Genomic DNA, 26,275 nt, shown 5'->3' with positions numbered 1-26,275 from the left:
CCGATAGGGTCGCACCATGCGCTTCTCCAGTTCCGTTCTCGACGACATCCGCAACCGCCTGCCGATCTCGGCCGTGGTCGCCCGCAAGGTGACCTGGGACAAGCGCAAGACCCAGCCGGCCCGCGGCGACTGGTGGGCCTGCTGCCCGTTCCACCAGGAGAAGAGCCCGTCCTTCCACTGCGACGACCGGCGGGGCATCTACCACTGCTTCGGCTGCGGCGCCTCCGGCGACCACTTCAAGTTCGTCACCGAGACGGAGGGCCTGTCCTTCCCGGAGGCGGTGGAGCGCCTGGCGGAGACCGCCGGCGTGAGCCTGCCGAAGCCCGACCCGCGGGAGCGCGAGCGGGAGGCGTTCCGCGTCGACATCGTCGGCGCGGTGGAAATCGCCGCCAAGTTCTTCGAGGCCAAGCTGCGCGCGCCCGAAGGCAAGCCGGCCCGGGACTATCTGACCCGCCGCGGCCTCACGCCGAAGACGGTGGCGGAGTTCCGCCTCGGCTATGCGCCGGACGACCGCGACGCCCTGAAGCGTCACCTCCTCCAGAACGGCGTCACCGAGGACACCGCCGTCACGGCGGGCCTGCTGCGCAAGCCGGAGGACGGGCGCTCGACCTACGACTATTTCCGCGGCCGGGTCGTGATCCCGATCCACGACGAGCGCTGCCGCGTGGTCGCCTTCGGCGGCCGCGTGCTCGATCCGGACGGCCAGCCGAAGTACCTGAATTCGCCGGAGACCCCGGTGTTCAACAAGGGCACCATGCTGTTCAACGTGCACCGGGCCAGGGAGGCGGCGCACAAGTCCGGCACCATGATCGTGACCGAAGGCTACATGGACGCGATCGCCGTGCACCAGGCCGGCATCCGCAACGTGGTGGCCGCCCTCGGCACCGCCTTCACGGAGGACCACATCGCCCGGTTGTGGCGCTTCGCCCCGGAACCGGTGATCTGCTTCGACGGCGACAAGGCCGGCGTCGGCGCCGCCCACCGGGCGATCGACCGCATCCTGCCGCTTCTGAAGTCCGGCCAGTCTTTCAACTTCTGCTTCCTGCCCGACGGACAGGACCCGGACGACCTGATCAAGGCGTCCGGCGCCGACGGCTTCCTCGCCGAACTCGCCAAGGCCCGCCCCCTCTCCGAGGTGCTGTGGGACCGAGAGGTGGCGGTCGCCCGGATCGACACGCCGGAGCGCAAGGCGGCGCTGGAGGCCCGGATCGAGGAGCTCGTCCGCCAGATCCGCGACGACCGGGTGGCCCGGCGCTACCGCCTCGCGCTGCGGGTGAAGCTGTCGGAGCTGTTCTGGGCGCACGACCGCAAGAGCCGCGGCGGACAGGGTCCGCGCGGCGGAGCGAAGGAAAGCCCCGGCGCCAACGCCGCCGACGTGCAGCCGCTCGACGACACGGAGCTCGCGTCCGTCGAACGGATCCTGCTCGGGCTCTGCGTGGAATATCCAGACCTCTACGAGGCCAACATCGAGCGGCTCGCCGTGACCGAGTTCAAGGTGAAGGCCCTGGAGGACTTCAAGCGGGCGCTCTACCGGATCGCGGTGGATCTCGACGCCGCCTCGGTGGCGAGCTTCTACGAGGGGCTCGACGGCCGCTTCTACTTCGTCCTCAACGAGGTGCACGGCGACGAGACCCGCACCGACTTCGGCGCCGTGCTGCCCCGCGGCCACAGGCTGCGCGAGCGCATGCCGATCTTGAAATTCCACCCGAGCCAGCGCTTCGTGGAGAACTGCTTCGAGTCCATGCTGGAACGCCTGTCCATCCGCTCGCTCGCGGCCGACATCGAGCACGACATGGACGACGTGGGGGCGGACACCGACGAGAGCGCCATGGCGCGCCTGTTCGAACTCTCCCGCGAGCTGAACCGCCGGCGCGAGGAACTGGCGCGGCGCGAGCAGGAACTCGCCGAGGAGGCGAAGGCGATCCGCCAGGCGACCACCGGCTCCAATTCGGCCACCCCGGTCCTCTTCAAGTGAATCCGTCTGAATCCGTCCGGGGGACGACGGCCGCGTATCCGGTGGAAATCCTGTGGAGACGGGCCCGGCGCCCCTTCCCCGCGCCCGGCCCGGATCACCCCGGCGGCGGCGGCGGGGCGGTAATCCGCCGAATTTCGCCAACGAATCGCACTTGCAGATTCTCTCGCGCTCGCTACATACAGCAGTCCGGTCGGAACTCTCCGGTTTCCGGGGCGTATGATCGTATCCGCTCGGGTGGCGCGAAGTCCGGCATTTTCGGGACTGGCGGCCGGATGCGGCGAGGCGGCAGGCCGCCGTCGGGATCGGGGCCGTCCATCGGGCCGGACCTCCCCGGCGGAATGGTTAGGGGCGATTTAAGGGCTTGATCCCACACTGGAAGGTCAGGCCGGACCCATCCTGTCCGACGGACGTTCGGTCGGGACGGCACATGTGGACAGGACAGGTCGGTTCGGCACGGCGCGCCCTCAGCGTCGGGCTCCGGCCACAATGAGGCTGACGGCGGCAGGCCGGCGGCGGACCGCGGAGAACACCATGGCGAGCAAGGCAACCGAATCGGAAGAGGCGCAGGACACCGGCACCGAGAGCCAGGACAGCCCGCTTCTCGACCTCTCGGATGCGGCCGTCAAGCGCATGATCAAGCTCGCCAAGAAGCGCGGCTACGTGACTTACGACGAGCTGAACGAAGTGCTGCCGTCCGAGGAGGTCACCTCCGAGCAGATCGAAGACACGATGTCGATGCTCTCCGACATGGGCATCAACGTGGTGGACAACGAGGAGGCCGAATCCGAGGAGGAGCCGGCCGGCGCTGACGAGGGCGACGAACTGGCCGAATCGCCGGGCACGGCCGTCGCCCGCACCACGACCACGCGCGAGCCCGCCGACCGCACGGACGACCCGGTGCGCATGTACCTGCGCGAGATGGGTTCGGTGGAGCTTCTCTCCCGCGAGGGCGAGATCGCCATCGCCAAGCGGATCGAAGCCGGCCGCGAGGCGATGATCGCGGGCCTCTGCGAAAGCCCGCTGACCTTCCAGGCGATCATCGTCTGGCGCGACGAGCTCAACGAAGGCAAGATCCTCCTGCGCGACATCATCGACCTGGAGGCCACCTACGCGGGGCCGGACGGTCGCGGCGCGCCGGTGCCCGGCCTCGGCGAAGGCGAGGCGGACGACGAGATCGAGGCCGCGCAGCCGCGCCCCGAGGGCGAGGAAGCGCCGGAGCTCGGCGACGAGGAGGACCTGGAGAACAACATCTCCCTGTCCGCCATGGAGGCCGAGCTGAAGCCGAAGGTCCTGGAGACCTTCGACCGGATCGCCGAGAACTACAAGAAGCTGCGCCGCCTGCAGGACCAGCACGTCGAGAACCGGCTCAAGAACTCCACCCTCTCCCCCTCCCAGGAGCGTCGCTACAAGAAGCTCGAGGAGGAGATCCAGGAGGACGTGAAGTCGCTCTCGCTCAACGCGGCCCGCATCGAAAGCCTCGTGGAGCAGCTCTACGACATCAACAAGAAGCTGATGAGCATGGAAGGCAAGCTGCTTCGGCTTGCCGAATCCTACGGCGTCAGCCGCGAGGACTTCCTGCGCCAGTACCAGGGCTCCGAGCTCGATCCGAACTGGATCCGCCGGGTCGCCTCCCTGTCGTCGCGCGGCTGGAAGGACTTCGTCGCCCGCGAGAAGGAGGACATCCGCGACCTCCGGCAGACCATCCAGAACCTCGCCACCGAGACGGGCCTGGAGATCACCGAGTTCCGCAAGATCGTCCACCTGGTCCAGAAGGGCGAGAAGGAGGCCCGACAGGCCAAGAAGGAGATGGTGGAGGCGAACCTCCGCCTCGTCATCTCCATCGCCAAGAAGTACACGAACCGCGGCCTGCAGTTCCTGGACCTGATCCAGGAGGGCAACATCGGCCTGATGAAGGCGGTGGACAAGTTCGAGTACCGGCGCGGCTACAAGTTCTCCACCTACGCCACGTGGTGGATCCGGCAGGCGATCACCCGCTCGATCGCCGATCAGGCCCGCACCATCCGCATCCCGGTGCACATGATCGAGACGATCAACAAGATCGTCCGCACGTCGCGCCAGATGCTGCACGAGATCGGCCGCGAGCCGACCCCGGAGGAGCTGGCCGAGAAGCTGGCGATGCCGCTCGAGAAGGTCCGCAAGGTCCTGAAGATCGCCAAGGAGCCGATCTCGCTCGAAACGCCGATCGGCGACGAGGAGGACAGCCACCTCGGCGACTTCATCGAGGACAAGAACGCCATCCTGCCGATCGACGCGGCGATCCAGTCGAACCTGCGCGAGACCACCACGCGCGTGCTCGCCTCGCTCACCCCGCGCGAGGAGCGCGTGCTGCGCATGCGCTTCGGCATCGGCATGAACACCGACCACACCCTCGAAGAGGTCGGCCAGCAGTTCTCGGTGACGCGCGAGCGCATCCGCCAGATCGAGGCGAAGGCGCTCCGCAAGCTCAAGCACCCGAGCCGCAGCCGCAAGCTCCGCAGCTTCCTGGACAACTGAGCCGGGACGGCATCGCGAACGACCAAGGCCGCCCCCGAGCCATCGCGGGCGGCCTTGTCGCGTCCGGATGGGCTCAGGCCAAGCCCAGCCGCGCGAGTTCGGCCGCGAAAGCAGCCCGCAGCTCGGCGGCCTCCGCCTCCGGCAGCCAGTTGCAGACTTCGGAGACCACGACGCCGGCTGGATCCTGTGTCGCCCCCACAGGACGGCAACATCGTTCTGCGGCCGCTTGCGCCACCCTCTCGCATGCCCGGTCCGGTGGCCTCCTCGGACCGCGTCCGTGCCTCGCGGTCGGATCCATCGCCCTCCCCTCGCCTCCCCGGCCGACCTCTTCTATGCTCTGCCGATCGAGCCGCCGGTGTCCGGCGCGTGTCATGGTCTGGAGGTGCGATGTCCTTCCTGAAGAAGCTGTTCGGCGGCGGCGCGGCCGCGCAGGAGCCTGCCGCTCCCACCCAGGAGCACAAGGGCTTCACCATCACGGCCACGCCGGCGTCCGAGGGCGGCCAGTGGCGCGTCTGCGGGCTGATCACGAAGACCGTGGACGGCGCCGCGCGCGAACACGTGTTCAACCGGGCCGACCGGTCGGCCGCCAAGGACGAGGCGGTGGAGATGACGTTCCGCAAGGCCCGCCAGATCATCGACGAGCAGGGCGACAGGCTGTTCGGCTGAGGTCGGCCGGCGCGGGTCCGGGGCGTGGCGCCGGCGTCCGCCTCCCGGCCCCGCCCGAGCCGTGCTATCGTGCTGCCCATGAACCCGCTTGCCGTCACCGCCGCCGCCGACCGTCCCGCTTCCGGCGCCCCCGCCCGGGCCTGACCGTCGGCCGCCGCCAGAGCCGAGCCTCCATGTCCGATCACACCATGCCCGTCGCCGAGCAGCCGTACGGCGACCTCACCGTCCGGACCATCGCCATGCCGGCGGACACCAACGCGAACGGCGACATCTTCGGCGGCTGGGTGATGAGCCAGATGGACCAGGCCGGCGGCATCGCCGGGGTGGAGCGCGCCCAGGGCCGGGTGGTGACCATCGCGGTGGACGGCATGACCTTCTTCCGGCCGGTGAAGGTGGGCGACGTCCTCTGCGTCTACACCTCGGTGGACTCGGTCGGCCGCACGTCCATGAAGATCCGCATCGAGGCCTGGGCTCGCCGGTTTCGCACCAACGTGCGGGAGAAGGTCACGGCCGCCACCTTCACCTTCGTGGCGATCGACGACGAGGGCCGGCCGCGGCCCGTTCCGCCCCCGCTCGAGGCGCCGCTGCGGCCCGTCTGACCGGCGCGCCGGGGCTGCGGCCTCCCGGCCGCCCCGAGAGCCGCCTCCCGCCCGTTCCGCCGACGCCGCCACAGGAGACCCGCCATGGACGACGCCGCCATCCGATCCCTGATCGACCGCTACATCGCCGCCTTCAACGAGGGCTCCATCGCCGGCATGCTCGCCTGCGTGTCCGACGACGTCGTCCTCGACGTCAACCAGGGCGGGCGGCGTGTCGGCCGGGAGAAGTTCGAGACCTACCTCATCCACATGGCGCGCTGCTACCGCGAGCGGATGACCGACGTGGTCCTCCTCACCGCCGGGGACGGCCTGCACGCGGCGGCGGAATACACGGTGTCCGGCACCTACCTGGAGACCGACGACAACCTGCCGCCGGCGAACGGGCAGACCTATTCGGTCCGGGCCGGCAGCTTCTTCGAGGTGGAGAACGGCCGGATCAGCCGGATGACCACCTACTACGACCTGGACGACTGGATCGAGCAGGTCGCACGTTGACGGCGGACGGCCGGCGCCTCCGGAACATCGGGTGGAGGCGCTGGTTGCAAGGGGCCTGCGAGGGAGAGCACCCATGAGACACTACAAGGTCGCGGCCGCCCAGTATCCCATCGACCGCCTGTCCAATCTCGACGCCTACGAGGCGAAGATCGCCGACTGGGTGGACAGGGCCGCGTCCGAGGGGGCCAAGCTCCTGGTCTTCCCCGAATATGGCGCCGTCGAGCTCACCGCCCTCTCCGGCGATCGCGCCTCGGACCTTCGCGCCAGCATCGAGGCCCTCGACCGGCTGATGCCGGAGATCGATTCCCTGCACCAGTCGCTCGCCCGCCGGCACGACGTGCACATCCTGGCCGCGAGCGCGCCCATCCAGGGCGGCGACGGCCTGTTCCGCAACGTGGCGCGCCTGTTCGCGCCCTGCGGCAAGACCGGCCGGCAGGAGAAGATCATGATGACCCGCTTCGAGCGGGACACCTGGGGCATCGTCGCCGGCGGGCCGATCACCGTCTTCCGCACCACGATCGGGGTGATCGGGGTGTCCATCTGCTACGACGTGGAGTTTCCGCTGATCGCCCGCGCCCAGGCGGAGGCGGGCGCGGAGATCATCCTCGCCCCGTCCTGCACGGAAACGGTGAAGGGCTACTGGCGCGTGCGCAACGGCAGCGCCGCCCGCGCCGTGGAGAACCAGTGCTACGTGGTCCACGCCCCCACCGTGGGGGCGGCGCCCTGGTCGCCGGCGGTGACGGACAATCACGGCGCGGCCGCCATCTACGGCCCGCCCGACCGGGGCTTCCCGGACGACGGCGTGGTGGCGATCGGCACCTACGACGTGCCGTCCTGGGTGATGGGCGACGTGGACCTCGACAAGGTGGCCGCCGTCCGGGCGGACGGCGACGTTCTCAACTTCCGGCACTGGGCCGAGCAGGGCGTGGTCACCGCCCCGCTGGCCGAGACCGTGGACCTCACGCCGGACGGCCGGAGCACCGTGACGCTGGCCTCCTGACCGGGGCGGCGGCGCCGCGCCGGTCAGGGACTCGGCGTGATCTCGAAGGTCACCGACACGCCGGCGCGGATCTCCTGCTCGCCGACCGCGATCGGCACGCTGTCGGCCGCCTTGGCCGCCATGGCGACGCGCGGCTGGAACTGCTCGGCGAACGGCATGACGCCGCCGGTCTCGCTGACGCTGACGATCCGGCCGATCCCGAACCCGCCGGCCTCGCCGTAGACCTTCGCCCGCTTGAGCGCCGTCCTCATGGCCTCCGCCCGCGCCCGGTCGAGAAGCGCCTCGTCGTCGTCCACGGTGAAGCGGACGCCCTGCACGTTGTTGGCGCCGATCCGCACCACCTGGTCGAGGAGGTCGCCGGCCTTGGCGATCTCGCGGATCCTGACGGTGACCTGGTTGCCGACCCGGTAGCCGGTGATGCGCGGCGGATCCTGGGTGCCGTCCTCCTTCGGCTGTGGATAGACCATCACCGGATCGATCGAGAAGCCGGACGTGCCGACGTCCCGGTCGGCGACGCCCGCCGCCTTCACGGCGTCGATCAGCCTGCGCATCGCCTCGTTGTTGGCCGAAAGCGCCGCCCCGGCCTCGGGCGCCTCGGTGACGACCCCGGCGGAGACGATCGCGGTGTCGGGCGTCGCGGTCACCACGCCTTCGGCGGTGACGGTCAGGGTCGGCGGGCCGCGGTCCTCCGCGGCGGCGGCAGGGGCCGCCGCGAGGAGACACGCGAGGGCGACGACGCGGGAGACAGCGAGCATGGGGTTTCCTTCCCTGCCGAACAGACGACGGCAGAGGGCTCGCACCGGATTGGGGCGCTTTTCAGGAACGGCCGCGCCCGCGCTCGAGCAGGTGGCCGACGAGGAGCAGCGCCGAGAAGCCGAACGAGATGAACGCCCCGACCATGAACATGCCGGACAGCCCGACCGCGTCGGCGATCGGTTGGGAGCCGAGCGGCGACACGAACTGGCCGATGAAGACCGCCGTCGTCATGGCGCCCGTCGCCCGTCCGCGGAACCGCGCCGGAACCTGCGCCATCAGCCAGGTGGAGTTCGACGGGAACATCAGCCCGAGGCCGGGGCCGCAGAACACGAGGCCGAGGATCGCCATCGGCAGGGAGTCGGCGCTCGCCACCACGACGAAGCCGATGCCGATCATCACGAAGGCGCCGACCAGGATGGCCTGCGGCCCGAAGGCCGCCCGCACGCGCCGGAAGTTCAGCGACGCGATGGCCGAGAGCGCCGTGTTCACCGCCAGACCCGCCCCGGCGAGCCACGGGCTCGGCTCGCCGAGCTCGCGCAGGAGGAAAGGCAGCTGCACCGGCAGCGTGTAGAAGAGCGCCATGCCGACGAAGGCGATCAGCGACACCAGCGCCGTCAGTCCGGTCGGAAACGGGCCGGCGTCGAGCGCGGCGTCGGTCGAGGCGACCCCGCGCGGCGCGTCGCGCAGCACCGACACGGCGAACGGCAGAAGGAGGATCGGGAGCACGTAGACGAAGAACGGCCCCCGCCAGCTGAGCTCGGCCAGGAAGCCGCCGAGCGGCAGGAAGACCACGCCTCCGCCCGCCATGAAGGCGGCCTGGATGCCGAACGCCCGGTCGCGCGCCGGCCCGTGCCAGAAGTCCGCGATGAGGGCCGTCGACGTGGGCAGGAGTCCGGCGACGGCGAGCCCCAGCACCAGGCGCGACAGGATGAGGGCGCCCAGGCTGTCGAGCACGAGGCCGGCGCCGCCCGCCAGGATGTAGAGCACGATCGACGCGATGATGATGCGCTTGCGCCCGAACCGGTCCGCCAGCCAGCCGGCGAACGGCGCCGCCACCGCGATGGCGAGGCCGGGAATGGTCAGCACCAGGCGGACCAGCGTCTGGACGCCCTCAACGTCGCGATAGTGGTCCACGAGGCCCGGCAGCGACGGCGCGATGGTGGCGCTCGCCATCACGGTCAGGCTGGAGACGAGGAGGATCACCGGCAGCAGGAAGCGCGACAAGGGTTCGCGGCCGGGTGGCGCGCCGCCCGCCAACGCGGTCGCGGCCGTTTCGCCCGTGCTCATGTCCGGCCTCCTTCAATCGCCCCCTGGCACCGCGGCAAAGCCCCGTTCCCGGTCCGCGACGGACCGTGACGGGCGTCTCCGCTCCATGGAGGCAAGCGCCGCCGCGACGCGCGGCTCGCCCCTCTTCTAGAGACCGCCACCCCAAATCGCCAGCCGAAACGACCGCCGCCCCCTCCCCGCCACCCCGACCCGCCGTCTCCCCGCTTGAACCGCTCGCCCGGTCGGCTATAGGTGGAAGCGACGGAGTTCCCCCGCGCGGGGAATCGGTGGGCCTGTAGCTCAATGGTTAGAGCCGACCGCTCATAACGGTCTGGTTGCAGGTTCGAGTCCTGCCGGGCCCACCACAAACTCCGCGCCATATGCCGCTTTTCCGTTCTCGGCAGAGACGCCCAACGGTTCAGGCACTTAGCCCAAATACCCCATTTCGTCCTACTCTCTCTAGGCCACCTCAAAGGGCAAGATCCGGGCTACTTCGGCTGCTTTTCTCCAGCCGGATGGATGCGTTTTCCAGCCTTTCAAGACTGCCCCACCAGAGACCAGTTTGCATCATTCCGGAGACAGGTTCGCATGCACACCGGCGCTCGCAGGCTTTCATCGGTCCGCCCAAGAAGGACTGGACTTTCGTCCCGTCCAGAGCGGTGATGCTGCCGTGAGCACTTCCGCCTGGGACAACAGTCCCGCCTCGCTGCCCGCCGCAGCGGGGCTTCAGGTGGTGACGGCACAGGCCGTCGCATCACCTGAGGTCCACCATGCCGCTCACCGACATGCAGCTCGTTCTGCTTTCCCGCGCCGCTCAGAACGACGACGGTCTGATCAGCCCGCCCGAAACGATGCCCGCCAGATCACCGGCACGCGCTGGAACGGGCCGCGATTCTTTGGTCTGTGGGAGGGCTCGCCCACACGGGCGGGCGTTGTGGGTGATGAGAGGGCGTCATGACCGCAGCCCCCCGCAAGGCGCTCCGCTGCGCCATCTATACCCGCAAGTCGACCGAGCACGGTCTGGAGCAGGAGTTCAACTCGCTCGAGGCGCAGCGCGAGGCCTGCGAGGCATACATCAAGAGCCAGGCGCACGAGGGCTGGCGGTGCTTGCCCGAGCGCTACGATAATGGCGGCTTCTCCGGCGGCTCCATGCAAAGGCCCGCCCTTCAGGAGCTGCTGGATGCAATCCGGGCTGGTAGGGTTGACGTGGTGGTCTACAAGGTGGACCGGCTTACCCGCTCGCTGGCCGACTTTGCCAAGCTTGTCGAGACGTTCGATGCTGCGGGCGTAAGCTTCGTTTCGGTGACGCAGGCCTTCAACACGACATCGAGCATGGGGCGGCTGACCCTGAACGTGCTGCTGTCGTTTGCGCAGTTCGAGCGCGAAGTCACGGGCGAGCGCATCCGGGACAAGGTAGCCGCCAGCAAGAAGAAGGGCATGCGTATGGGCGGACCTGTTCTGCTCGGCTACGAAGTGCGGGACAAATGCCTCATCCCATACCCGCAAGAGGTCGAGACGGTGCGGCTGATCTTCAGCCGCTACCTGGAATTAGGCTGCCTCACGGCGCTGGCCCGGGATCTTCGTGAGCGGGGCATCGTCACGAAGGTGAGCGGGCGGCGGGACGGCACGACACGGGGAGGCATTCCCTTCACCAAGGGCCCGCTCGCCTATCTTCTGCGCAACCGGGTTTATGTAGGCGAGGTGATTTACAAAGGGCAGCACTACAAGGGTGAGCACAAGGGGATTGTGCCCGCAGAGCTGTTCTTAGCCGTGCAGGAGGCGCTCTCGTCCAAGGCTCGCAGCAGCGGTGGGAGGCAGTATCCTGCCTCGCCTCTGGTGGGCCGGATCTACGATGATCGCGGGAACCGAATGACGCCGACCGGGGCCAAGAAGGGCGGGGTGCGCTACCGGTACTACACCTCGTCGGCACTGGTTCAGGGTGAGCCCGAGCGGGCCGGCAGCGTGCCGCGGGTGCCTGCCCCTGAGATCGAGGGGACCGTCCAGGAGGCACTCGCACGGGCTCTCGCCGTCACAGCGAGTACTCGGGAAGGAACGGCAGAATCCGAGCTTTACCTGGCGTGTGTCGAGCGGGTGGTGGTGCGACAGGGCGAGCTGGAGGTTAGCTGGCGGCTTGAGGGGGAGGCAAGCCCGTCAGGTCTGGTTGTGCCCTGGTCAGCACCAACGCGTCGACCGCGCCGGGCTTTGCTTGGGGCTGAGCAAGCGAGCCTGCCCGCCCGCCCAATCCGGTCTGAGACACGGGCGCGGCTTGTGGAGGGGATTGCGAAGGCTCGGGCTTGGGTGGATGAACTGGTCACGGGTAAGGTGACGGACACGCATGCGATCGCCCGCCGGGAGGGGTGCTCCGAACGATCAATTCGCATGGCGCTGAACCTGGCGTTCCTGTCACCTGAGATCGTCAGGGGGGCTATCGAGGGAACTCTGCCGCACGGTGTCGGCCTCTGCAGCCTAAGCGAGTTGCCGGCATCCTGGGCTAAGCAAAATGGGTCGTACAAGTTCTCAGGAGGATAGCTGCGCTGAGCTCCGGAACCGGGCCAGGCGAGTAACGCACTCGAAATGCGGCATGCTCGCAAGGGCATCGGGGGTTCGAATCCCTCTCTCTCCGCCATTATCTCCGCTTGAGGTATTATAATTGCGCACGTTTAGACGTTTCAAACGGCTGTTACCCTAGCTTTTACCCCAACGCCGATTCGATATCCGAAACTCACCGCAAAAATTGCCTGGCGATCTGTCGCTCGTTCAAGCCGGTTGTCTGCTACTGACCCAGAGCGGCTGTAACGTGCTACTCAAGCATTCCTGCGCTGAGTTTCGGGGATGTCGTGTGCAGTCGGGCATGAGGGCCCTACCGGCCCTAAATTTTGCGGTCGATCACGGTATCTCGTTCCGCCGCGTCTTCGGCCACGTGCGGGGAGCCACCAGAAGGATCGAGGACGGCGACCACTCTTAGCGGGGAGATCGCGCTGGTCACCGGCGCCACGAGCGACATCGGCGCCGAGACCGCCGCAAAATTCGCCGAAGCCGGCGCGAATGTCGGCATCGCAGCCCGACGCACCGGAAGTCTCGAGGACCTGAAGGCGCAGGATCGAAGCCAAGGCGACCTCTCGGACCGCATGGCCCAATGGCGCTCCCTACGTGACGGTGCGGTGCGCACGCGCCCCATTCCGACCAGCCTAGATGGTGGGGATTACCTAGAGCTTCCGCTCGATAGCCAGTCGGGTCAGCCGCTCTAGAAAGTCCAGGAGGGCTGTCGCACCTTGCGAAGCGGCGTTCTTGTCGCCGGTCGCGATCGCCGTCAACACGGTGCTGTGGAGACTGGCAGCTTCGGAGCGGCGCTCGTCCTCGATGTAGGTGTACCAGAACCGCCGGGAGAGGCCGTGGATGACGCCGATCGTGCGCGCCAGCATCGCGTTCTGCGTCGCGGCGGCACAGAGCAGGTGGATTTCCCTGTTGGCGGCGAAATAGCGCGACATCACAGGATCGTCCGCCGCCTTGAGGATTTCCGCCGCCAGGACGGTCATCCGATCCCTCTGCGCCCGCGAGGCTCGCTCGGCGGCGAGGCGCACCATCAGGTCCTCCAAGGACCGACGGACCTCCAGCAACTCCAGCTGCTTGCCGGCGTCCACCGTCGTCACCTGCGCCCCACGACGCGGGTGGATTTCGACGAAGCCTTCCAGCTTGAGCCGCTGCAGCGCCTCGCGAACCGGTGTGCGGCCGCACTTCAGATCATCTGCAAGCTGGTTCTCCGAAATCATCGATCCTGGCGGAAGAATTCGGGTGACGATCATGTCCTCGATACGCCGATAGGCCTCTTCCGACAGAGACGGTGGCTGAGTGGTGTCGAGAATGCTCGCCGGCATCACGTCTCCCGAGACTTTGACGAGTCCAATCCTATCGGTTGACGGGTTAGTCATCAACTGATATGTCAGATGTCGACCAGTAGGGAGGAGGAGCCGGTGATAAACGGTTCAGCGGTCGACAGCCGGCCGGTCATGCGGTTGGACACGGACGTTCTGGTGGTAGGCGGCGGTGCTGCCGGCCTCGCAGCCGCTGTGACGGCAGCCCGGCAAGGCCTCGATGTCACGCTCGTGGAGCGCTACGGCTTCTGCGGCGGCGGTGCGGTGGCGGGCCTCTCGGGCACGGTCTGCGGCCTTTATGAAGCAACCGATAACCGGGATGCGCCGCCACGCCAGGTGGTGTTCGGCTTCGCCGACGAGTTCGTCCGCGCCATCGAAGCGCGCGGCGGACTGGCGGAGGCGGTGCCCTACGGCAAGACCTACACACGCGTGCACGACCCGCTCGTCTGGCGGGAGACGGCAGATGCGCTTCTCCGGGATGCCGGCGTGCGCGTGATCTTTCATGCGATGGCGACCGGCGTCCACCGGGAGGGCGACCGCATCGAGGGTGCCTCGGTTTTCACCAAGGAGGGCCCGCTCGACATTCGCGCCCGCACCACAATCGACGCTTCGGGCGACGCGGACCTCATCGCCATGGCGGGCCTCCCATCCTTCGTCGGCGACGACGGCCGGGTGCAGAACCCCACGATGATCTTCCGCCTTGGTGGCGTCGACGTCGAGCGGTTCGTCGCCACCTACGGGCGCGACACCATCATGCCGCCGGCCGTGTCCGAACAGATCATCGCCGCTGGCGCGTCGGGCGCCTATCGTCTGCCGCGCGCGAAGATCTGGCTTTTCACCACAACGCGGCCGGACGAACTCCTCTGCAACTGTACGCGTGTCGTCGGCGCGGACGGGCGCGAACTCAACACCCTCTTTCATCGCGATTTCACCGAGGCGGAGATCGAGGGCCGCCTGCAGATGCGCGAGTACGCGCGCTTCTTCCGGGGGCATATCGCCGGCTGCGAGCACTCCTTCGTCAACGACACGGGCGTCCAGGTCGGTGTGCGGCAGACGCGGCAAGGCGAGGGCATTAATCGCCTCGCCAACGCCGACGTGGTCTCCGGCGCGAAGTTCGCCGACGGCATCGCCCGCTCGCCCTGGCCGATCGAGCTGCATGCGGGTCAGAAGCCGCGGGTCGAGTGGCTGCTGAACGACGTCTACGAGATCCCCTACGGCTGCTTCGTGCCCGCACGCGGCGAGGGCCTTCTCTTTGCCGGCCGCTGCCTCTCGGCGGAACACGAGGCGGTGGCCTCCGCCCGCGTCACCGCCCAGTGCTTCGGCTATGGACACGCGGTGGGCCATGCGGCCGCGATCGCCGTCCGCGAAGCGATGCCGCCGCGCGCGATCGCCGGACGCGATCTGCGCCTGCTGCTCAATCGCGACGGCGCCCACCTCGACTGAGCCCCCGCGCGGGCGCCTCGCCCGGAAATCTTCGTTCAAGAACACGGACTGGACATGGCCACCATCACCACCGCAGCCGACGCCGTCGCCGCTATTCCGGACCGCGCCACGGTCGCGTCCGTCGGCGTCATCGGCTGGATCACGCCCGACGCCGTGCTGAAGGCCCTGGGGGACCGCTTCCGCGACACGGGCGCTCCGCGCGACCTCACCTTCTACTTTCCGTGTGGCACCGGTGACGCACAGGGCATCCGCGGCATGGACCACGTGGCGCAGGAAGGGTTGATGAAACGGATCGTTTCCGGGTCCTACATCAACCCGGTCGATCCGAAGACGGGCCGCCGGCCCGAACTGATGCGCCTCATCCGCGAGAACCGGATCGAGGCCTACAGCTGGCCCATTGGCGCATCCATGCACTGGCTTCGCGAGGTGGCGCGCCGAAGCCCCGGGTATTTCACGCGCGTCGGTCTCGGTACCTACATCGACCCGGAACTCGGCGGCGGCCGCTTCACCGAGCGGGCCGAGGCGGACCTGGTCCGTCGCGTTTCCGTCGGCGGGGAGGACCTCCTCTGCTATCCCACCTGGCCGATTGACGTCGCCATCGTCCGCGCCTCCAGCGCCGATGAATTCGGCAATCTGTCCTGGGAAGACGAAGCGCTCGTCTCCGCCAACATCGGCCTCATCTTGGCCACCAAGGCATCTGGCGGCCGGGTGATCGCCCAGGTCCGGCGGATCGTCGGCCGCGCCCGGCGCCCGGCGTCCGCGGTCGGAATCCCGGGCTATTTCGTCGACGAGATCGTGGTCGAACCGGAGATGATGATGACCACGGATGTGGCCTTCGACCCGGCTTACTATTCCGGTGCCCGGCGCCCTATCGCGGACCTGCCGCGGCCTGAGATGTCCGCCGACAAGGTGATCGCCCGCCGGGCCGCGCGCGAAGTGCGCCGCCGCGAACTCTCCATCTTCGGCTTCGGCGCGGCTGCCGACATTCCCCTGGTGATGGCCGAGGACGGCCACTTCGATGGGGACGGTCTCGACGACTGGTGGTTCACCACCGAACACGGATCCTACGGCGGCGTCGTCATGTCTGGCTGGCAGTTTTCCGCCAACATCAATCCCTCGGCGATCATGGACGGGCTCTACCAGTTCGATGTGATCGACGGCGGCCTTTGCCGGTTTGCCGCGCTCGCCTTCGCCCAGTTCGACGCCGAGGGCGTGGTCAACGTCTCCCGCTTCGGCGCGGCCAACCCCGGTGCAGGCGGCTTCATCGACATCGCTGAGAACGCGCGCCGCCTCGTGTTCACCGGCACTTTCACAACCGGCGGTCTCGACGTTCGTTTCGAGAACGGACGTCTGCACATCGTCCGGGATGGGCGCATCTCCAAGTTCGCCGAGAAGGCCGAGAGCGTGACCTATCGGGTGCGCGATGGCGTCCGCGATCGCGGGCAGACCGCGCGGATCGTCACTGAACGGGCGGTCTTCGACGTCACCGCCGAGGGTCTCGTTCTCGCGGAAGTAGCGCCCGGCGTCGACGTAAGAACCCATATCCTCGACCGGATGGACTACGCCCCAGTCCGCATCGCCGAGCCGCTACCTCTGATGGATGCGGCTCTATTCCAGACCGGTCCCGTCCCCCTCGATCGGACCGGGAGCTGACGGCACCGCCCGGACGGGCGACTGGACTGAATTTTGAGGGCGCACCAAGACGCCGACACGAAGCCGCCCGTCAAAGCGGGCGAACCATAACGGGAGAAAACGTCATGATCGATCGTGCACGCCGCCGCTTGATGAAAGCCGGGCCCGCCGTCATCGGTGCGCTCGCCTTCGGACTTCTGGCTAGCCCTCTGGCTGCGCAGGAGACCTACACTTGGCGGATCCAGACGCTCTGGCAGCCGGGAACCGCCAACCAGGCTGCCTTCGAGCGGTTCGCCGAGAACGTCAAAGCAAAGACGGACGGCCGCGTCACCATCACCCCGCTGCCGGTCGGCGCGGTGGTGGGTGTCAACGAGACACTCGACGCGGTCACCCACGGCATCCTCGACGGCCACCACCCGGCAACCGTCTACTGGACCGGTCGCGACCCGGCCTTCGCCGCCATCGGCGACCTCAATGCCGCTTACGACGATCCGCGCCAAGGCATGGCCTGGTTCTACGAGCACGGCGGTCTGGAGCTCCTGAAGGAAGCTTACGCCCCGCTCGGTCTTTATCCGATCGGGGTTGCCTACTGGGGCGTGGAGGCCTTGCCGACCACGCGCCGGGTGGCTGGCGTGGCGGATCTGCAGGGTCTGAAAGTCCGATTGCCACAAGGCATGGCGTCGGACCTCTTCGGCAAGTTCGGCGCCATTCCGGTGAACCTGCCGGGATCCGAGGTGTTCAGCGCCATGGATAACGGCACCATCGAGGGCACCGACTGGGGCACGCTCGGCATGAACGCCGAGCTCGGCTTCCACGACAAGGCGAAGTTCACGATCTATCCCGGGATCCACTCCATGCCGGCGGGTGACGTGTCCATCCGCCTCGACGTCTGGAACAGTCTCGATCCGGAGCTTCAGACAATCCTCACCCAGGCGGTGAAGGACTTCAGCATGGATATGATCGAGTCCCTGGAGAAGCAGAACGCATCGGTGGCCGACGAGCTCCGCAGCGAGGGCGTCGAGCTCGTCGACTGGCCGGCGGAGGACCGGCGCAAGTTCCGCGCCGCAGCCGTCGAGACCTGGGACGCCTACGCAGCCAAGAACGACCTCACCCGGCGTGCCGTGGAAAGCCAGAAGGCCTACTTGAAGGGCATCGGCCTGCTGGACTAACCGCCTTCCCGCGAAGCCCCCGCCCGTGCGGCGGGGGTCCTTTTCTTCGCATGTCCGAACCCTAGCGAGGGAGGCCGTCCCATGGGCGCGATCACCCGTTGGATCGAGACTGTGAACCAGTCGGTCGGCAACTGGTCCAGTCTCGTCTATCTCGTTGTGTTTGCCGTGACCGTCTACGACGTGGCAGCCCGGTATTTCTTCAACGCACCGACGATCTGGGGCCTGGAACTCGTCATTGCGCTGGCCGGCATCCACTACATGCTTGCCGGCGCCGCGGCGGTGAAGAACGACGCGCATGTCCGGATCGACTTCATCTACCGGTTATTGTCCCCGCGCACGCAGCTGGTGATGACCTTGCTGGCTCACCTGCTGAGCCTGCTCTTCCTCGGCGCCATCGTCTACTACGGCATCCAACAGGCCGAGACGTCCTTTATGGGCGGCGAGCGCACCGGCGCAGGCTGGAACTCCCGGGCCCCGATGTGGATGAAGCTCGCCATTCCGGTCGGGGCGGCGCTGATGGTCCTGCAGATCCTCATCAACTTCGCCAGAACTTTCCGGGAGCTCCGCCGTGTCCGGTGAACTCGTCAGCCTTGTCACGGTCGGTCTGCTCCTCCTGCTGATCGCCACCGGCATCCCGCTCGCCTTCGCGACCGGAACCACCGCCGTCATCCTGAGCGCCTGGCTGTTCGGCCCGCAGTCGCTTTACCTGCTGCCCAGCCGCATCTTCACGTTGATGAACAACTACGCGCTGATCTCGGTGCCCTTGTTCGTCCTCATGGGCTGCATTCTGGAAGGAGCCGGCGTGGTGGAGCGGTTGTTCCACGCGCTCCACGTCTGGTCGGGGCGCCTGCGCGGCGGCCTTGCCGTCGGCACGCTCGTCGCCTCCACCATTCTGGCCGCCATGGTAGGCGTCATCGGCGCCGAGATCGTCGTCCTCGGCCTCGTCTGCCTGCCCGCCATGCTGAAGCGCCAGTACGACCAGCGTCTGGCAGTCGGCGTCATCTGCGCCGGCGGATCTCTCGGAACCCTGCTGCCGCCGAGCATCGTGCTTATTGTCTACGGCCTCGTCGCGCAGGTCTCGATCGGCGACCTCTTTCTGGCGGCGGTCCTGCCCGGCCTTCTGCTTGTCGGTATCTATCTCGTGTACGTGCTCGTCCTCTGCTACCGCAATCCGGCTCTCGGGCCGCTCGCGCCGGAAGCGGAACTGGCCATGAGCATGGGCGAGAAGCTACTTCTCGGCCGTGCTCTCATCCTGCCGCTCGGGCTGATCGCGACCGTGCTCGGCTCGCTCTATCTCGGGATCGCGACGCCCACGGAAACGGCGGCAGTCGGCGTGCTCGGCGCAATGCTGATCGCCCTTGTTCACGGCCGCCTCTCCTGGACGATGGTCTACAAGTCGGTCCAGACCACCGGCAGCACGGTCGCCATGCTGACCTGGATCTTCTTCGGCGCTTCGGCCCTCGTGGCCGTCTACACCCTCGCCGGCGGGACCACGTTCCTTCAGGGCGCGATCAGCGGACTGCCGATACCCCCGCTCGCCACCGTCGGGCTGATGATGCTCATCCTGATCGTGCTTGGCTGCTTCATCGACTGGATCGGCATCGTTCTTCTGACCATGCCGATCTTCGTGCCGGTGATCCGCGAGTTGGGCTTCGACCCGATCTGGTTCGGCATCCTCTTCACCATGAACATGCAGGTCTCCTATCTGACGCCGCCTTTCGGTGCCGCCGCCTTCTACCTGAAGGCGGTCGCTCCGCCGGAGATCGAGCTTTCTGAGAAATTCCGGGCGGTCATTCCTTTCATCGGACTTCAGCTCATCGGTCTCGCCCTCGTGCTGCTCTTTCCGCAGATCGCACTCTGGCTGCCGAGCCTCCTGAAGTAAGCCCGCGCCTCCAAGGATCGTCCTATGATCAAGATCACTGAAAACGCCGGGGTGGCCGTCGTCACTCTCGACCGGCCCGCCCGTCGCAACGCCCTCGCGGCGGACATGATCGAAGCGCTTGACGACGCGTTCCGCCGCCTCGATGCCAACGCAACGGTCGGCGCGATCGTCCTTACCGGGGCGCCGCCCAGTTTCTGCGCCGGCAGCGACCTCAAGGAACTAGGTCGGCTCGACATCGACGGCATGCGCCGGAACGAAGCCGACACCGCGGCCTTCGCCCGCGGAATCGCACTCCTCGGCACACCGGTCATCGCCGCCGTCGAAGGGCATGCGCTTGGCGGCGGTTTCATCCTGGCGGTCTCCTGCGACCTGGTCGTTGCCGCCTCCGACAGCCGCTGGAGCTTGCCGGAGGTGCCGAACGGCTGGCTGCCGCCCTGGGGGTTGAAGGCCCTTGCGGCGCGGGTCGGACCCGTGGTCGCCCGCCGGCTGGTGTTCGGTCACGACACCTTGGACGGCAGCGCCGCGGTTCGGGCGGGCATCGCCGACTATGAGGCGTCCCCGGGGGGCGCGCTCGACACGGCCCTTGCCCTTGCGGCGCGTCTCAAATCCCTGCCGGCTCCGGCCGTGCGGTCCACCAAGGAAGCGTTCCGCACCGCCGTCGCTGGCGACGCGGAGATCTGGGACGCTATGGCGTCGGACGCCTTTGGTCGCAATTGCCTGGAAGAGACCGCCGCCACCACCCTCGCCCGGTTCGCCGCCAAGAGCTGACCCCCATCCCGAGGAGCTTCACCATGCTGGACCACACCGAAGACGAAGCCATGCTGGTCGACGCGGTGGAGCGTTTCTGCCGCGAACAGCTGGCCGACGCCTTGCCGGCCCACTCCCGCGAGCATCGGTTCCCGACGGAGCTTGTCCGCGCGTTCGGCGAACTCGGCTATCTCGGCACGGCCTACGACCCGGCCTACGGCGGTGCCGGTCTCGGCACCCGGGGTGCCGCCCTCGTCGCGGAGATCCTGGCCCGGACTGATCCGTCCTTCGCAGCCGTCTTCCTCTGCAACAGCGCCCCGGCCTCGCTGATCGCTCGCTTCGGCTCGGATGAGCAGAAGCGCGAATTCCTTGAGCCCGTCTGTGCCGGACGCATGATCGGCTCGTTCGGCGTCACCGAGCCCCACGGCGGCTCCGACGTCGCCAACATCCGGACGAAGGCCGTGCGGGACGGCGACGACTGGATCCTCTCCGGCGCGAAGATCTTCTCCACCAACGCCGGAACGCCTCTCCACGGTTTCTCCACCGTCGTGGCCGTCACCGATCCGGACAAAGGGCCGAAGGGGCTCACGAGCTTCGTCGTGCCTGTCGGCACGCGCGGCTTCTCGGTCGGCCGGCCCGCCGCGAAAATCGGCTGGCGTTTTGCGGATTCGGTGGAGCTTTACTTCGACGACGTCCGAATCCCCGACCGCTATCGGATCGGCGATCCCGGTGACGGTCTGAAGCAGGTTCTCAGCGTTCTCAGCATCGGTCGCGTTCTCGTGGCGGCAACGGGCCTCGGATTGGCCCGGCGCGCCATCGACCTCTCCATCGCCCACGGGCGCGATCGTCGCCTGTTCGGCAAGTCCATTCTGGAACACCAGGGGCTCGCCTTTCCGCTCGCCGACGTGCTGACCGGCATTCACGCGGCCGAACTCATGGTCCGTCACTCTGCCATGCTCGTGGACAGCGGTCGACCGTTCCGAAACGAGACTAGCAAGACCAAACTGTTCGCCAGCCAGCTCGCCGTCGACGCCGCCCTGAAGGCGGTGCAGGTGCACGGGGCTCTCGGTGTGTTCGAGGACTGTCCAGCGGCGAGCCTCATCGGCGAAGCGAAGGTTTTGGAGATTGTAGAAGGAACAAGCGAGATACAGCGAATGGTGATCGCTCGCGAACTGCTGGCATGACGGGTATTCAGCGCGGCTGGTACAGCTTAAGGATCGGCCGTCTCATTTTTTTGATTATCAAGACCGCTTTTGCCGGATTCCGTTGAGAAACTCGGCGTTGCTGCGGGCCTGAAGTCCTGATTCACTTGGCTTCCGAACAGGAGGGCGGAGCGATGATGGGCGAGCGCGGCGGGGTGCAGGAGGCGCTGTTCTACGAGTTCAGCCTTGAGCGTCACGTCCCTGCCGGCCACCTCGTCCGGGCGATCGACCGCTTCGTCGACCTCTCCGGCATCCGCGCCCACCTGAAGCCGTTCTACAGCTCCACCGGGCGTCCCTCGATCGACCCGGAACTGATGATCCGCATGCTGCTCGTGGGCTACTGCTTCGGGATCCGATCGGAGCGGCGTCTCTGCGAGGAGGTCCACCTCAATCTGGCCTACCGCTGGTTCTGCCGCCTCGGACTGGACGAGGCCGTGCCGGACCACTCCACCTTCTCCAAGAACCGGCATGGTCGCTTCCGCGACAGCGATCTCCTCCGCGAGTTGTTCGAGGCGACCGTGCGCCGCTGCATGGAGGAGGGGCTCGTCGGTGGCGAAGGGTTCGCGACGGGCACCAGCCTGATCCGGGCCGACGCGAACCGGCAGCGGTCTGCTGAAGGCTCAGAGAGCGTCGACTGGAATGCTCTGGCGGCCACGCCCGCTCCGTCCGGGAGTATCTCGACACCCTGGACGACGCCGCCTGGGGCGCGGCGAGCGAGTCGAAGCCGAAGTTCGCCTCCAAGTCCGATCCAGCGGCGCAGTGGACGGGGCCAACAAGGGCCACGCCTTCTTCGCCTATGCCACCAACTATCTGATCGATGTCGACCACGCCGTCATCGTCGACGTCGAGGCGAGCCGCGCCATCCGGCGGGCGGAGGTCGGCGCGGCCTGCACGATGATCGAGCGCACGCAAGACCGCTTCGGGTTGTGGCCGGCGAAGCTCGCCGCCGACAGCGCCTACGGCTCCGCCGAGATGCTGGCCTGGCTGGTCCATGAGCGCGGGATCGAGCCGCACATCCCGGTGTTCGACAAGTCCGAGCGGAAGGACGGGACCTACCAACGTGCCGACTTCGCCTTCGACCACGCCCGGGACCTCTACACCTGTCCGGGCGGCAAGGAGCTGAAGCGGTACCGGCGGGGACCGAAGGATCCGCGCGACGGCGTCGACCCGGAAGGGTTCATGCGCTACCGGGCGAGCAAGCTGGACTGCGACGCCTGCGCCCTCAAACCACGATGCTGCCCGCGAGCCCCGGCCCGCAAGATTCTTCGGTCGATCCATGAAGGCGCCCGCGACATGACCCGCATAGCGGGCGAAGCGCTGCCGAACGCCGACTTCGTGCGCTTCTCCCTTGATATCCGAAACAGCGCCGACCGCGTGATCTACAGGGCGCACCTGCAGTTCGGATCCGAGACGCTCGACTGATCGGCTGTTGCCGCTCGTCTGCCGGGGCTGTCACGGTCGCGACGTGCCGATCAGTCCCTTATTCGGTGACCAAGACGGCCATGCTCGGTCTCGGCCGATCGCTGGCGGCACTCACCCGCGGTACGTCGGTCCGGGTCAACAGCTACATGCCCGGCACAACGGCGTCCGAGTCGGTTGCGACCTACTTCGAGGATCTCGCCCGTGAACAGGGACGCACCGCGGAGGAGGCTCTGGCGCGCTTCTACAAGGAGGTTCAGCCGTCCAACCTCACCCAGAAGCTGATCGATCCCGCCATGCACGGCCGGGGCGTAGTGACGCTCGCCACCAACACCGCCATGAACGGCGTCACGCACCGGGCGGACGGCGGCACCATCCGATCGATCTTCGGCTGACGACGATAACACACCCGGAGGCCGGATCACGGGGACCGGCCTCCGCTGGTGGCGGCGCGCGCGGCCGACCATGTAGCCGTGAGGAGCTGCAGCGCCGACCGCGCCGCGTCCGCGGAGTCCGTCCAGGCCTCCCGCCAGAGCCGGACGCCGAACCGGTTCGACCGATCGGCTGATCTCCTCGAATGAACATACTTTAGTGTTGACGGTCACTACTTTCGACCCAGCACCTTGAAGCCGTCTCCGAGCTGGACTTCGCAGGGGTGAGCAGGTGAAACTCGGATGAGCGCTTCTAACCGCGCCCGTTCCTAGCTGGAGGACACAAACTCATGCGGCTGGCCTTGGTGACTGGTTCCCTCGGCCTCGTCGGTTCGGCCGTCGCTCGCGCATTCGCCAGAAACGGGCTCCTGGTAATCGGAATGGACAACGACATGCGCAGACACTATTTCGGCGCAGACGCGTCGAATGCTTGGCAGCGACAGGTGCTGGAGGAGGAACTTGGTTCGCTGTATCAGCACCACTCGATCGATGTTTGTGACGGCCGTACTGTGCATGCCCTTTTAGCCAGCGTTGGCCGTCAGGTCGCGGCCGTCGTGCACTGCGCCGCCCAGCCGTCGCACGACTGGGCGGCCCGATCGCCGCTGGTGGACTTTGCCGTCAATGCGAGCGGCACGCTCAACCTGCTGGAAGCCGCCCGTCTGGCGGCTCCGGAGGCGATCTTTATTCACATGTCCACGAACAAGGTCTATGGCGACCGGCCGAATGCCCTGCCGCTGATCGACCGCGGATCGCGCCTGGACCTCGCGGAGGAGCATCCATACTGGCCTCACGGGGTCGACGAGTCCCTTTCCGTCGATGCGTGCGTCCACTCGGTGTTCGGCGCCTCGAAGCTGGCGGCCGACGTGATGGTGCAGGAATACGGTCGGTACTTCGGCTTGCGGACCGTCGTTCTGCGCGGCGGCTGCATCAGCGGCCCGGCCCACGCCGGCGCCGAGGCGCATGGATTCCTGTCGTATCTCTGCAGATGCGCGGTAACGGGCACGACCTACCGGGTCATCGGGCATGGCGGCAAACAGGTGCGCGACAATATTCATGCCGACGATCTGGCGGAGGCGATATACCGGCTTCATGAGACGCCGCCCTCGCCCGGCGAGGTCTTCAACGTCGGCGGGGGGCGGGACAACGCTGTCTCCGTGAACGAGGCGATCGACATCGTGGAGACGCTCCTCGGCGGAACCGTGTCGAGGGAGCCTCTTTCCGAGCCGCGCCTCGGCGATCACAGATGGTACATCACCGACAACCGGAAGCTCGCGGCTGCGCTGCCGGGCTGGTCGCCAGCGACATCGGTGACTGATGTCATCGAGCAGAATATTGCCGCGATGCAGAAACGCTGGCTGTGATGACATCCCGAACACGCGGGCACCAAACTGTTTGGAGGCCATCCTCCATTCTGTGCTGTCCGGAATGCAGCCGCCTGCGCTAAACTCCTCGGCGTGATCTTCAACGCGATCAAGTGTCCGAGGCTGCCATGACTCTTCGTATGTCGGCACATCGGTTCTGGTTCAGGCTCGTCGCCACGCTTGCGGCGGTTCTGCTTCTGACCGTTGCGGGCCACGCTTCAGGCCGAAAGGTCGCGCTGGTTCTCGGCAACGGCTCCTACGCCGCCGCGCCGGCGCTGCCCAACCCGCTCAACGACGCCCGAGCGGTCGCCCGGATGCTGAGCGATGTCGGCTTCGAGGTGACCACGGGCTACGATCTCTCCGCCGACCAGATGCGGCGGAGCGTCCGGGACTTCGAGCAGACCGTGTCGGGGGCGTCCATCGCGCTGGTCTACTATGCCGGGCACGGCATCGAGGTGGGTGGGACGAACTTCCTGATCCCGGTCGACGCCGAACTGAAGCGCGACACCCACGTGGAGGACGAAGCCATTCCGCTGACGCGTATCCTCGACGCGGTAGCGGAGGCCGAGACGCTGCGTCTGGTGCTGCTCGACGCCTGCCGGGACAATCCGTTCGCCAACAGAATTCAGAGAAGCGGCGCAAAGCGGTCGATCGGACGGGGCTTTGCGCCGATTGAGCCGGCCACCTACACGCTCGTCTCCTATGCGGCGGAAGCCGGTTTTACCGCCGAAGACGGCGACGGAGAGCACAGCCCCTATGCGAGGGCCTTGCTGGAGACGCTCCCGACCCCGGGCCTGGAGGTGAACTTCGTGTTCCGACGGGTGAACGCGGCGGTGCGCGAAGCGACCGGCGGGCGCCAGCAGCCGGTGTTCTACGGCTCGCTCGGCACCGAGGAGGTCTATCTCGTGCCGGGCGAGCCGAAGACCGTGGCGCGTGACCCGGCGGCGGACTTCAAGGCCGCCCAGGCCGTGGGGACCGCGGATGCCTACCGCGCCTTCCTGGAGCATCACCCGGACGGCTTCTTCGCCGACCTCGCCCGGGAGTCCATGGTCAAACTGGAACGGGTTCAGGTCGCCGCCGTCACGGCGGATCCAGCGGTCGCCAACGATGCCCTGCCGGAAAACGCCTCGCTGGAGGAGATCTACTGGCGCACGATCCGCGACAGCGTGCTGGCCGACGACTTCCGCGCCTATCTGGCCCGCTTCCCGGACGGCGCCTTTGCGGACCTTGCCAAGGCGCGGCTCGACGCGCTGTCCCGCGCCGACGAGGTCAACGCCCTTGCGGGCGCGCCGGCCGGCACGAGACCGGAGAAGGCGGCGCTGCGGCAGGCCGCCATGGCGCGGGCGGACCGGCTGCCGGTCAACATGCTCCAATACGGCCTGATCGCCCTTGGCTTCGAAGTCGACACCGTGACCGGCGTGCTCGACCGGAACACCCGCAAGGCGGCGCGCAGCTATCAGGCGTCGATCGGGGCGGAGCAGACCGGCGTGCTGACCGCCCAGCAGAAGGTAGACCTGCTGCTCGCCGCCGCGTCGGTTGGCGACAGCCACGCGCAGACGGCGGTGGGCTTCATGACCGCCCAGGGGGTGGGGCTCGACGTGGACTACCGGCTGGCCCGGATCTGGTTCGAGCGGGCGCGCCGCCAAGGCAATCCCTATGGGGCGCTCAATCTCGGCGTGCTTGTGCGCGACGGACTTGGCGGTCATCCGGACAGGTCGCGCGCGCGCTCGCTCTTTGCGGAGGCGGCCGAGAACGGCGTCGAGGAGGCCAAGGTGGCGCTGCGTTCGTTGGAGGGCGGTTGATGTCTCGTCGCCCGTTTTCCTGGTTGGTGCCGCGACGGGTATGG

20 protein-coding genes, 2 tRNA genes and 2 pseudogenes are annotated in these 26,275 nt (G+C 67.6%); 21 read left to right on the top strand and 3 right to left on the bottom strand.

From position 1 onward, the window contains the following. Positions 1-16 precede the first annotated feature (16 nt). The 6 genes from dnaG (at position 17) to HND91_RS20795 (ending at position 7,249) form a co-directional block, all read left to right on the top strand. On the top strand, positions 17-1,975 hold the full coding sequence (gene dnaG, locus HND91_RS20820) for a DNA primase (protein WP_181708529.1): 1,959 nt from the start codon (positions 17-19) through the stop codon (positions 1,973-1,975). 531 nt (positions 1,976-2,506) lie between these two features. After that, positions 2,507-4,489 carry an RNA polymerase sigma factor RpoD gene (gene rpoD, locus HND91_RS20815; RefSeq protein WP_181708528.1) on the top strand — a complete coding sequence of 661 codons (1,983 nt, stop codon included), beginning with the start codon at positions 2,507-2,509 and terminating at the stop codon, positions 4,487-4,489. Positions 4,490-4,876: 387 nt separating this feature from the next. Beyond that, positions 4,877-5,155 (top strand): HlyU family transcriptional regulator, encoded by a 279-nt coding sequence (locus HND91_RS20810; protein ID WP_181708527.1) that lies wholly within the window; start codon positions 4,877-4,879, stop codon positions 5,153-5,155. A 173-nt stretch (positions 5,156-5,328) separates the two neighbouring features. After that, positions 5,329-5,754: an acyl-CoA thioesterase gene (locus HND91_RS20805; RefSeq protein WP_181708526.1), complete on the top strand. Its 426-nt coding sequence runs from the start codon at positions 5,329-5,331 to the stop codon at positions 5,752-5,754. 84 nt (positions 5,755-5,838) lie between these two features. Next, a complete protein-coding gene (locus HND91_RS20800; protein ID WP_181708525.1) occupies positions 5,839-6,249 on the top strand; it encodes a ketosteroid isomerase-related protein in 411 nt (136 codons plus the stop codon). A 73-nt stretch (positions 6,250-6,322) separates the two neighbouring features. After that, positions 6,323-7,249, top strand: coding sequence for a carbon-nitrogen hydrolase family protein (locus HND91_RS20795; RefSeq protein WP_181708524.1), 927 nt, complete (start codon positions 6,323-6,325; stop codon positions 7,247-7,249). Positions 7,250-7,272: 23 nt separating this feature from the next. Here the strand turns inward: HND91_RS20795 and HND91_RS20790 are convergent, their stop codons facing one another. Together HND91_RS20790 and HND91_RS20785 are read right to left on the bottom strand one after the other, a co-directional pair. Beyond that, positions 7,273-8,004: an SIMPL domain-containing protein gene (locus tag HND91_RS20790; protein ID WP_181708523.1), complete on the bottom strand. Its 732-nt coding sequence runs from the start codon at positions 8,002-8,004 to the stop codon at positions 7,273-7,275. A 61-nt stretch (positions 8,005-8,065) separates the two neighbouring features. Continuing rightward, entirely contained in the window at positions 8,066-9,292 is a 1,227-nt protein-coding gene (locus tag HND91_RS20785; protein WP_181708522.1) for an MFS transporter, read from the bottom strand. A 268-nt stretch (positions 9,293-9,560) separates the two neighbouring features. On the opposite strand from HND91_RS20785, the gene HND91_RS20780 reads away from it, so the two are divergent. The 4 genes and pseudogenes from HND91_RS20780 to HND91_RS23265 all read left to right on the top strand — a co-directional run. Then, positions 9,561-9,636: transfer RNA gene (locus HND91_RS20780), tRNA-Ile, on the top strand. 589 nt (positions 9,637-10,225) lie between these two features. Beyond that, complete coding sequence (locus HND91_RS20770; protein WP_181708520.1) at positions 10,226-11,800, top strand: recombinase family protein; 1,575 nt, start codon at positions 10,226-10,228, stop codon at positions 11,798-11,800. Next, a tRNA-Ser gene (locus HND91_RS20765) sits at positions 11,792-11,897 on the top strand. Before HND91_RS20770 ends, HND91_RS20765 begins: the two co-directional genes overlap by 9 nt. A 346-nt stretch (positions 11,898-12,243) precedes the next feature. Continuing rightward, positions 12,244-12,384: pseudogene (locus HND91_RS23265) on the top strand (SDR family NAD(P)-dependent oxidoreductase); the annotation flags it as partial. 93 nt (positions 12,385-12,477) lie between these two features. Here the strand turns inward: HND91_RS23265 and HND91_RS20755 are convergent. Beyond that, positions 12,478-13,146, bottom strand: a complete 669-nt coding sequence (locus HND91_RS20755; protein ID WP_210272818.1) for a GntR family transcriptional regulator — start codon at positions 13,144-13,146, stop codon at positions 12,478-12,480. Between the two features lie 132 nt (positions 13,147-13,278). Here HND91_RS20755 and HND91_RS20750 point away from each other — a divergent pair, with 132 nt between their 5' ends. From HND91_RS20750 to HND91_RS20700, 11 genes and pseudogenes are all read left to right on the top strand, one after another. After that, positions 13,279-14,586: an FAD-dependent oxidoreductase gene (locus tag HND91_RS20750; RefSeq protein WP_181708519.1), complete on the top strand. Its 1,308-nt coding sequence runs from the start codon at positions 13,279-13,281 to the stop codon at positions 14,584-14,586. A 54-nt stretch (positions 14,587-14,640) separates the two neighbouring features. Continuing rightward, entirely contained in the window at positions 14,641-16,239 is a 1,599-nt protein-coding gene (locus HND91_RS20745; protein ID WP_181708518.1) for a CoA-transferase, read from the top strand. Positions 16,240-16,343: 104 nt separating this feature from the next. Next, complete coding sequence (locus HND91_RS20740; RefSeq protein WP_181708517.1) at positions 16,344-17,387, top strand: TRAP transporter substrate-binding protein; 1,044 nt, start codon at positions 16,344-16,346, stop codon at positions 17,385-17,387. A gap of 81 nt (positions 17,388-17,468) precedes the next feature. Then, positions 17,469-17,966: a TRAP transporter small permease subunit gene (locus HND91_RS20735; RefSeq protein ID WP_181708516.1), complete on the top strand. Its 498-nt coding sequence runs from the start codon at positions 17,469-17,471 to the stop codon at positions 17,964-17,966. Continuing rightward, positions 17,956-19,269 carry a TRAP transporter large permease subunit gene (locus tag HND91_RS20730; RefSeq protein ID WP_181708515.1) on the top strand — a complete coding sequence of 438 codons (1,314 nt, stop codon included), beginning with the start codon at positions 17,956-17,958 and terminating at the stop codon, positions 19,267-19,269. Before HND91_RS20735 ends, HND91_RS20730 begins: the two co-directional genes overlap by 11 nt. 24 nt (positions 19,270-19,293) lie before the next feature. Beyond that, positions 19,294-20,037 carry an enoyl-CoA hydratase/isomerase family protein gene (locus HND91_RS20725; RefSeq protein ID WP_181708514.1) on the top strand — a complete coding sequence of 248 codons (744 nt, stop codon included), beginning with the start codon at positions 19,294-19,296 and terminating at the stop codon, positions 20,035-20,037. Positions 20,038-20,060: 23 nt separating this feature from the next. Next, entirely contained in the window at positions 20,061-21,200 is a 1,140-nt protein-coding gene (locus HND91_RS20720; protein WP_181708513.1) for an acyl-CoA dehydrogenase family protein, read from the top strand. A gap of 152 nt (positions 21,201-21,352) precedes the next feature. Continuing rightward, positions 21,353-22,520 (top strand): annotated as a pseudogene (locus HND91_RS20715) (transposase); the annotation flags it as partial. 200 nt (positions 22,521-22,720) lie between these two features. Then, entirely contained in the window at positions 22,721-23,032 is a 312-nt protein-coding gene (locus HND91_RS20710; RefSeq protein ID WP_246329617.1) for a Rossmann-fold NAD(P)-binding domain-containing protein, read from the top strand. Positions 23,033-23,358: 326 nt separating this feature from the next. Further along, positions 23,359-24,429 (top strand): NAD-dependent epimerase/dehydratase family protein, encoded by a 1,071-nt coding sequence (locus HND91_RS20705; RefSeq protein ID WP_181708512.1) that lies wholly within the window; start codon positions 23,359-23,361, stop codon positions 24,427-24,429. Positions 24,430-24,569: 140 nt separating this feature from the next. Continuing rightward, entirely contained in the window at positions 24,570-26,231 is a 1,662-nt protein-coding gene (locus tag HND91_RS20700) for a caspase family protein (protein ID WP_181708511.1), read from the top strand. Positions 26,232-26,275: the final 44 nt, after the last annotated feature.

This window comes from Chthonobacter rhizosphaerae, assembly GCF_013839525.1.
In the GTDB taxonomy this organism is placed as follows: Bacteria; Pseudomonadota; Alphaproteobacteria; order Rhizobiales; family Pleomorphomonadaceae; genus Chthonobacter; species Chthonobacter rhizosphaerae.
This window is presented reverse-complemented; position numbering and strand designations above follow the sequence as displayed.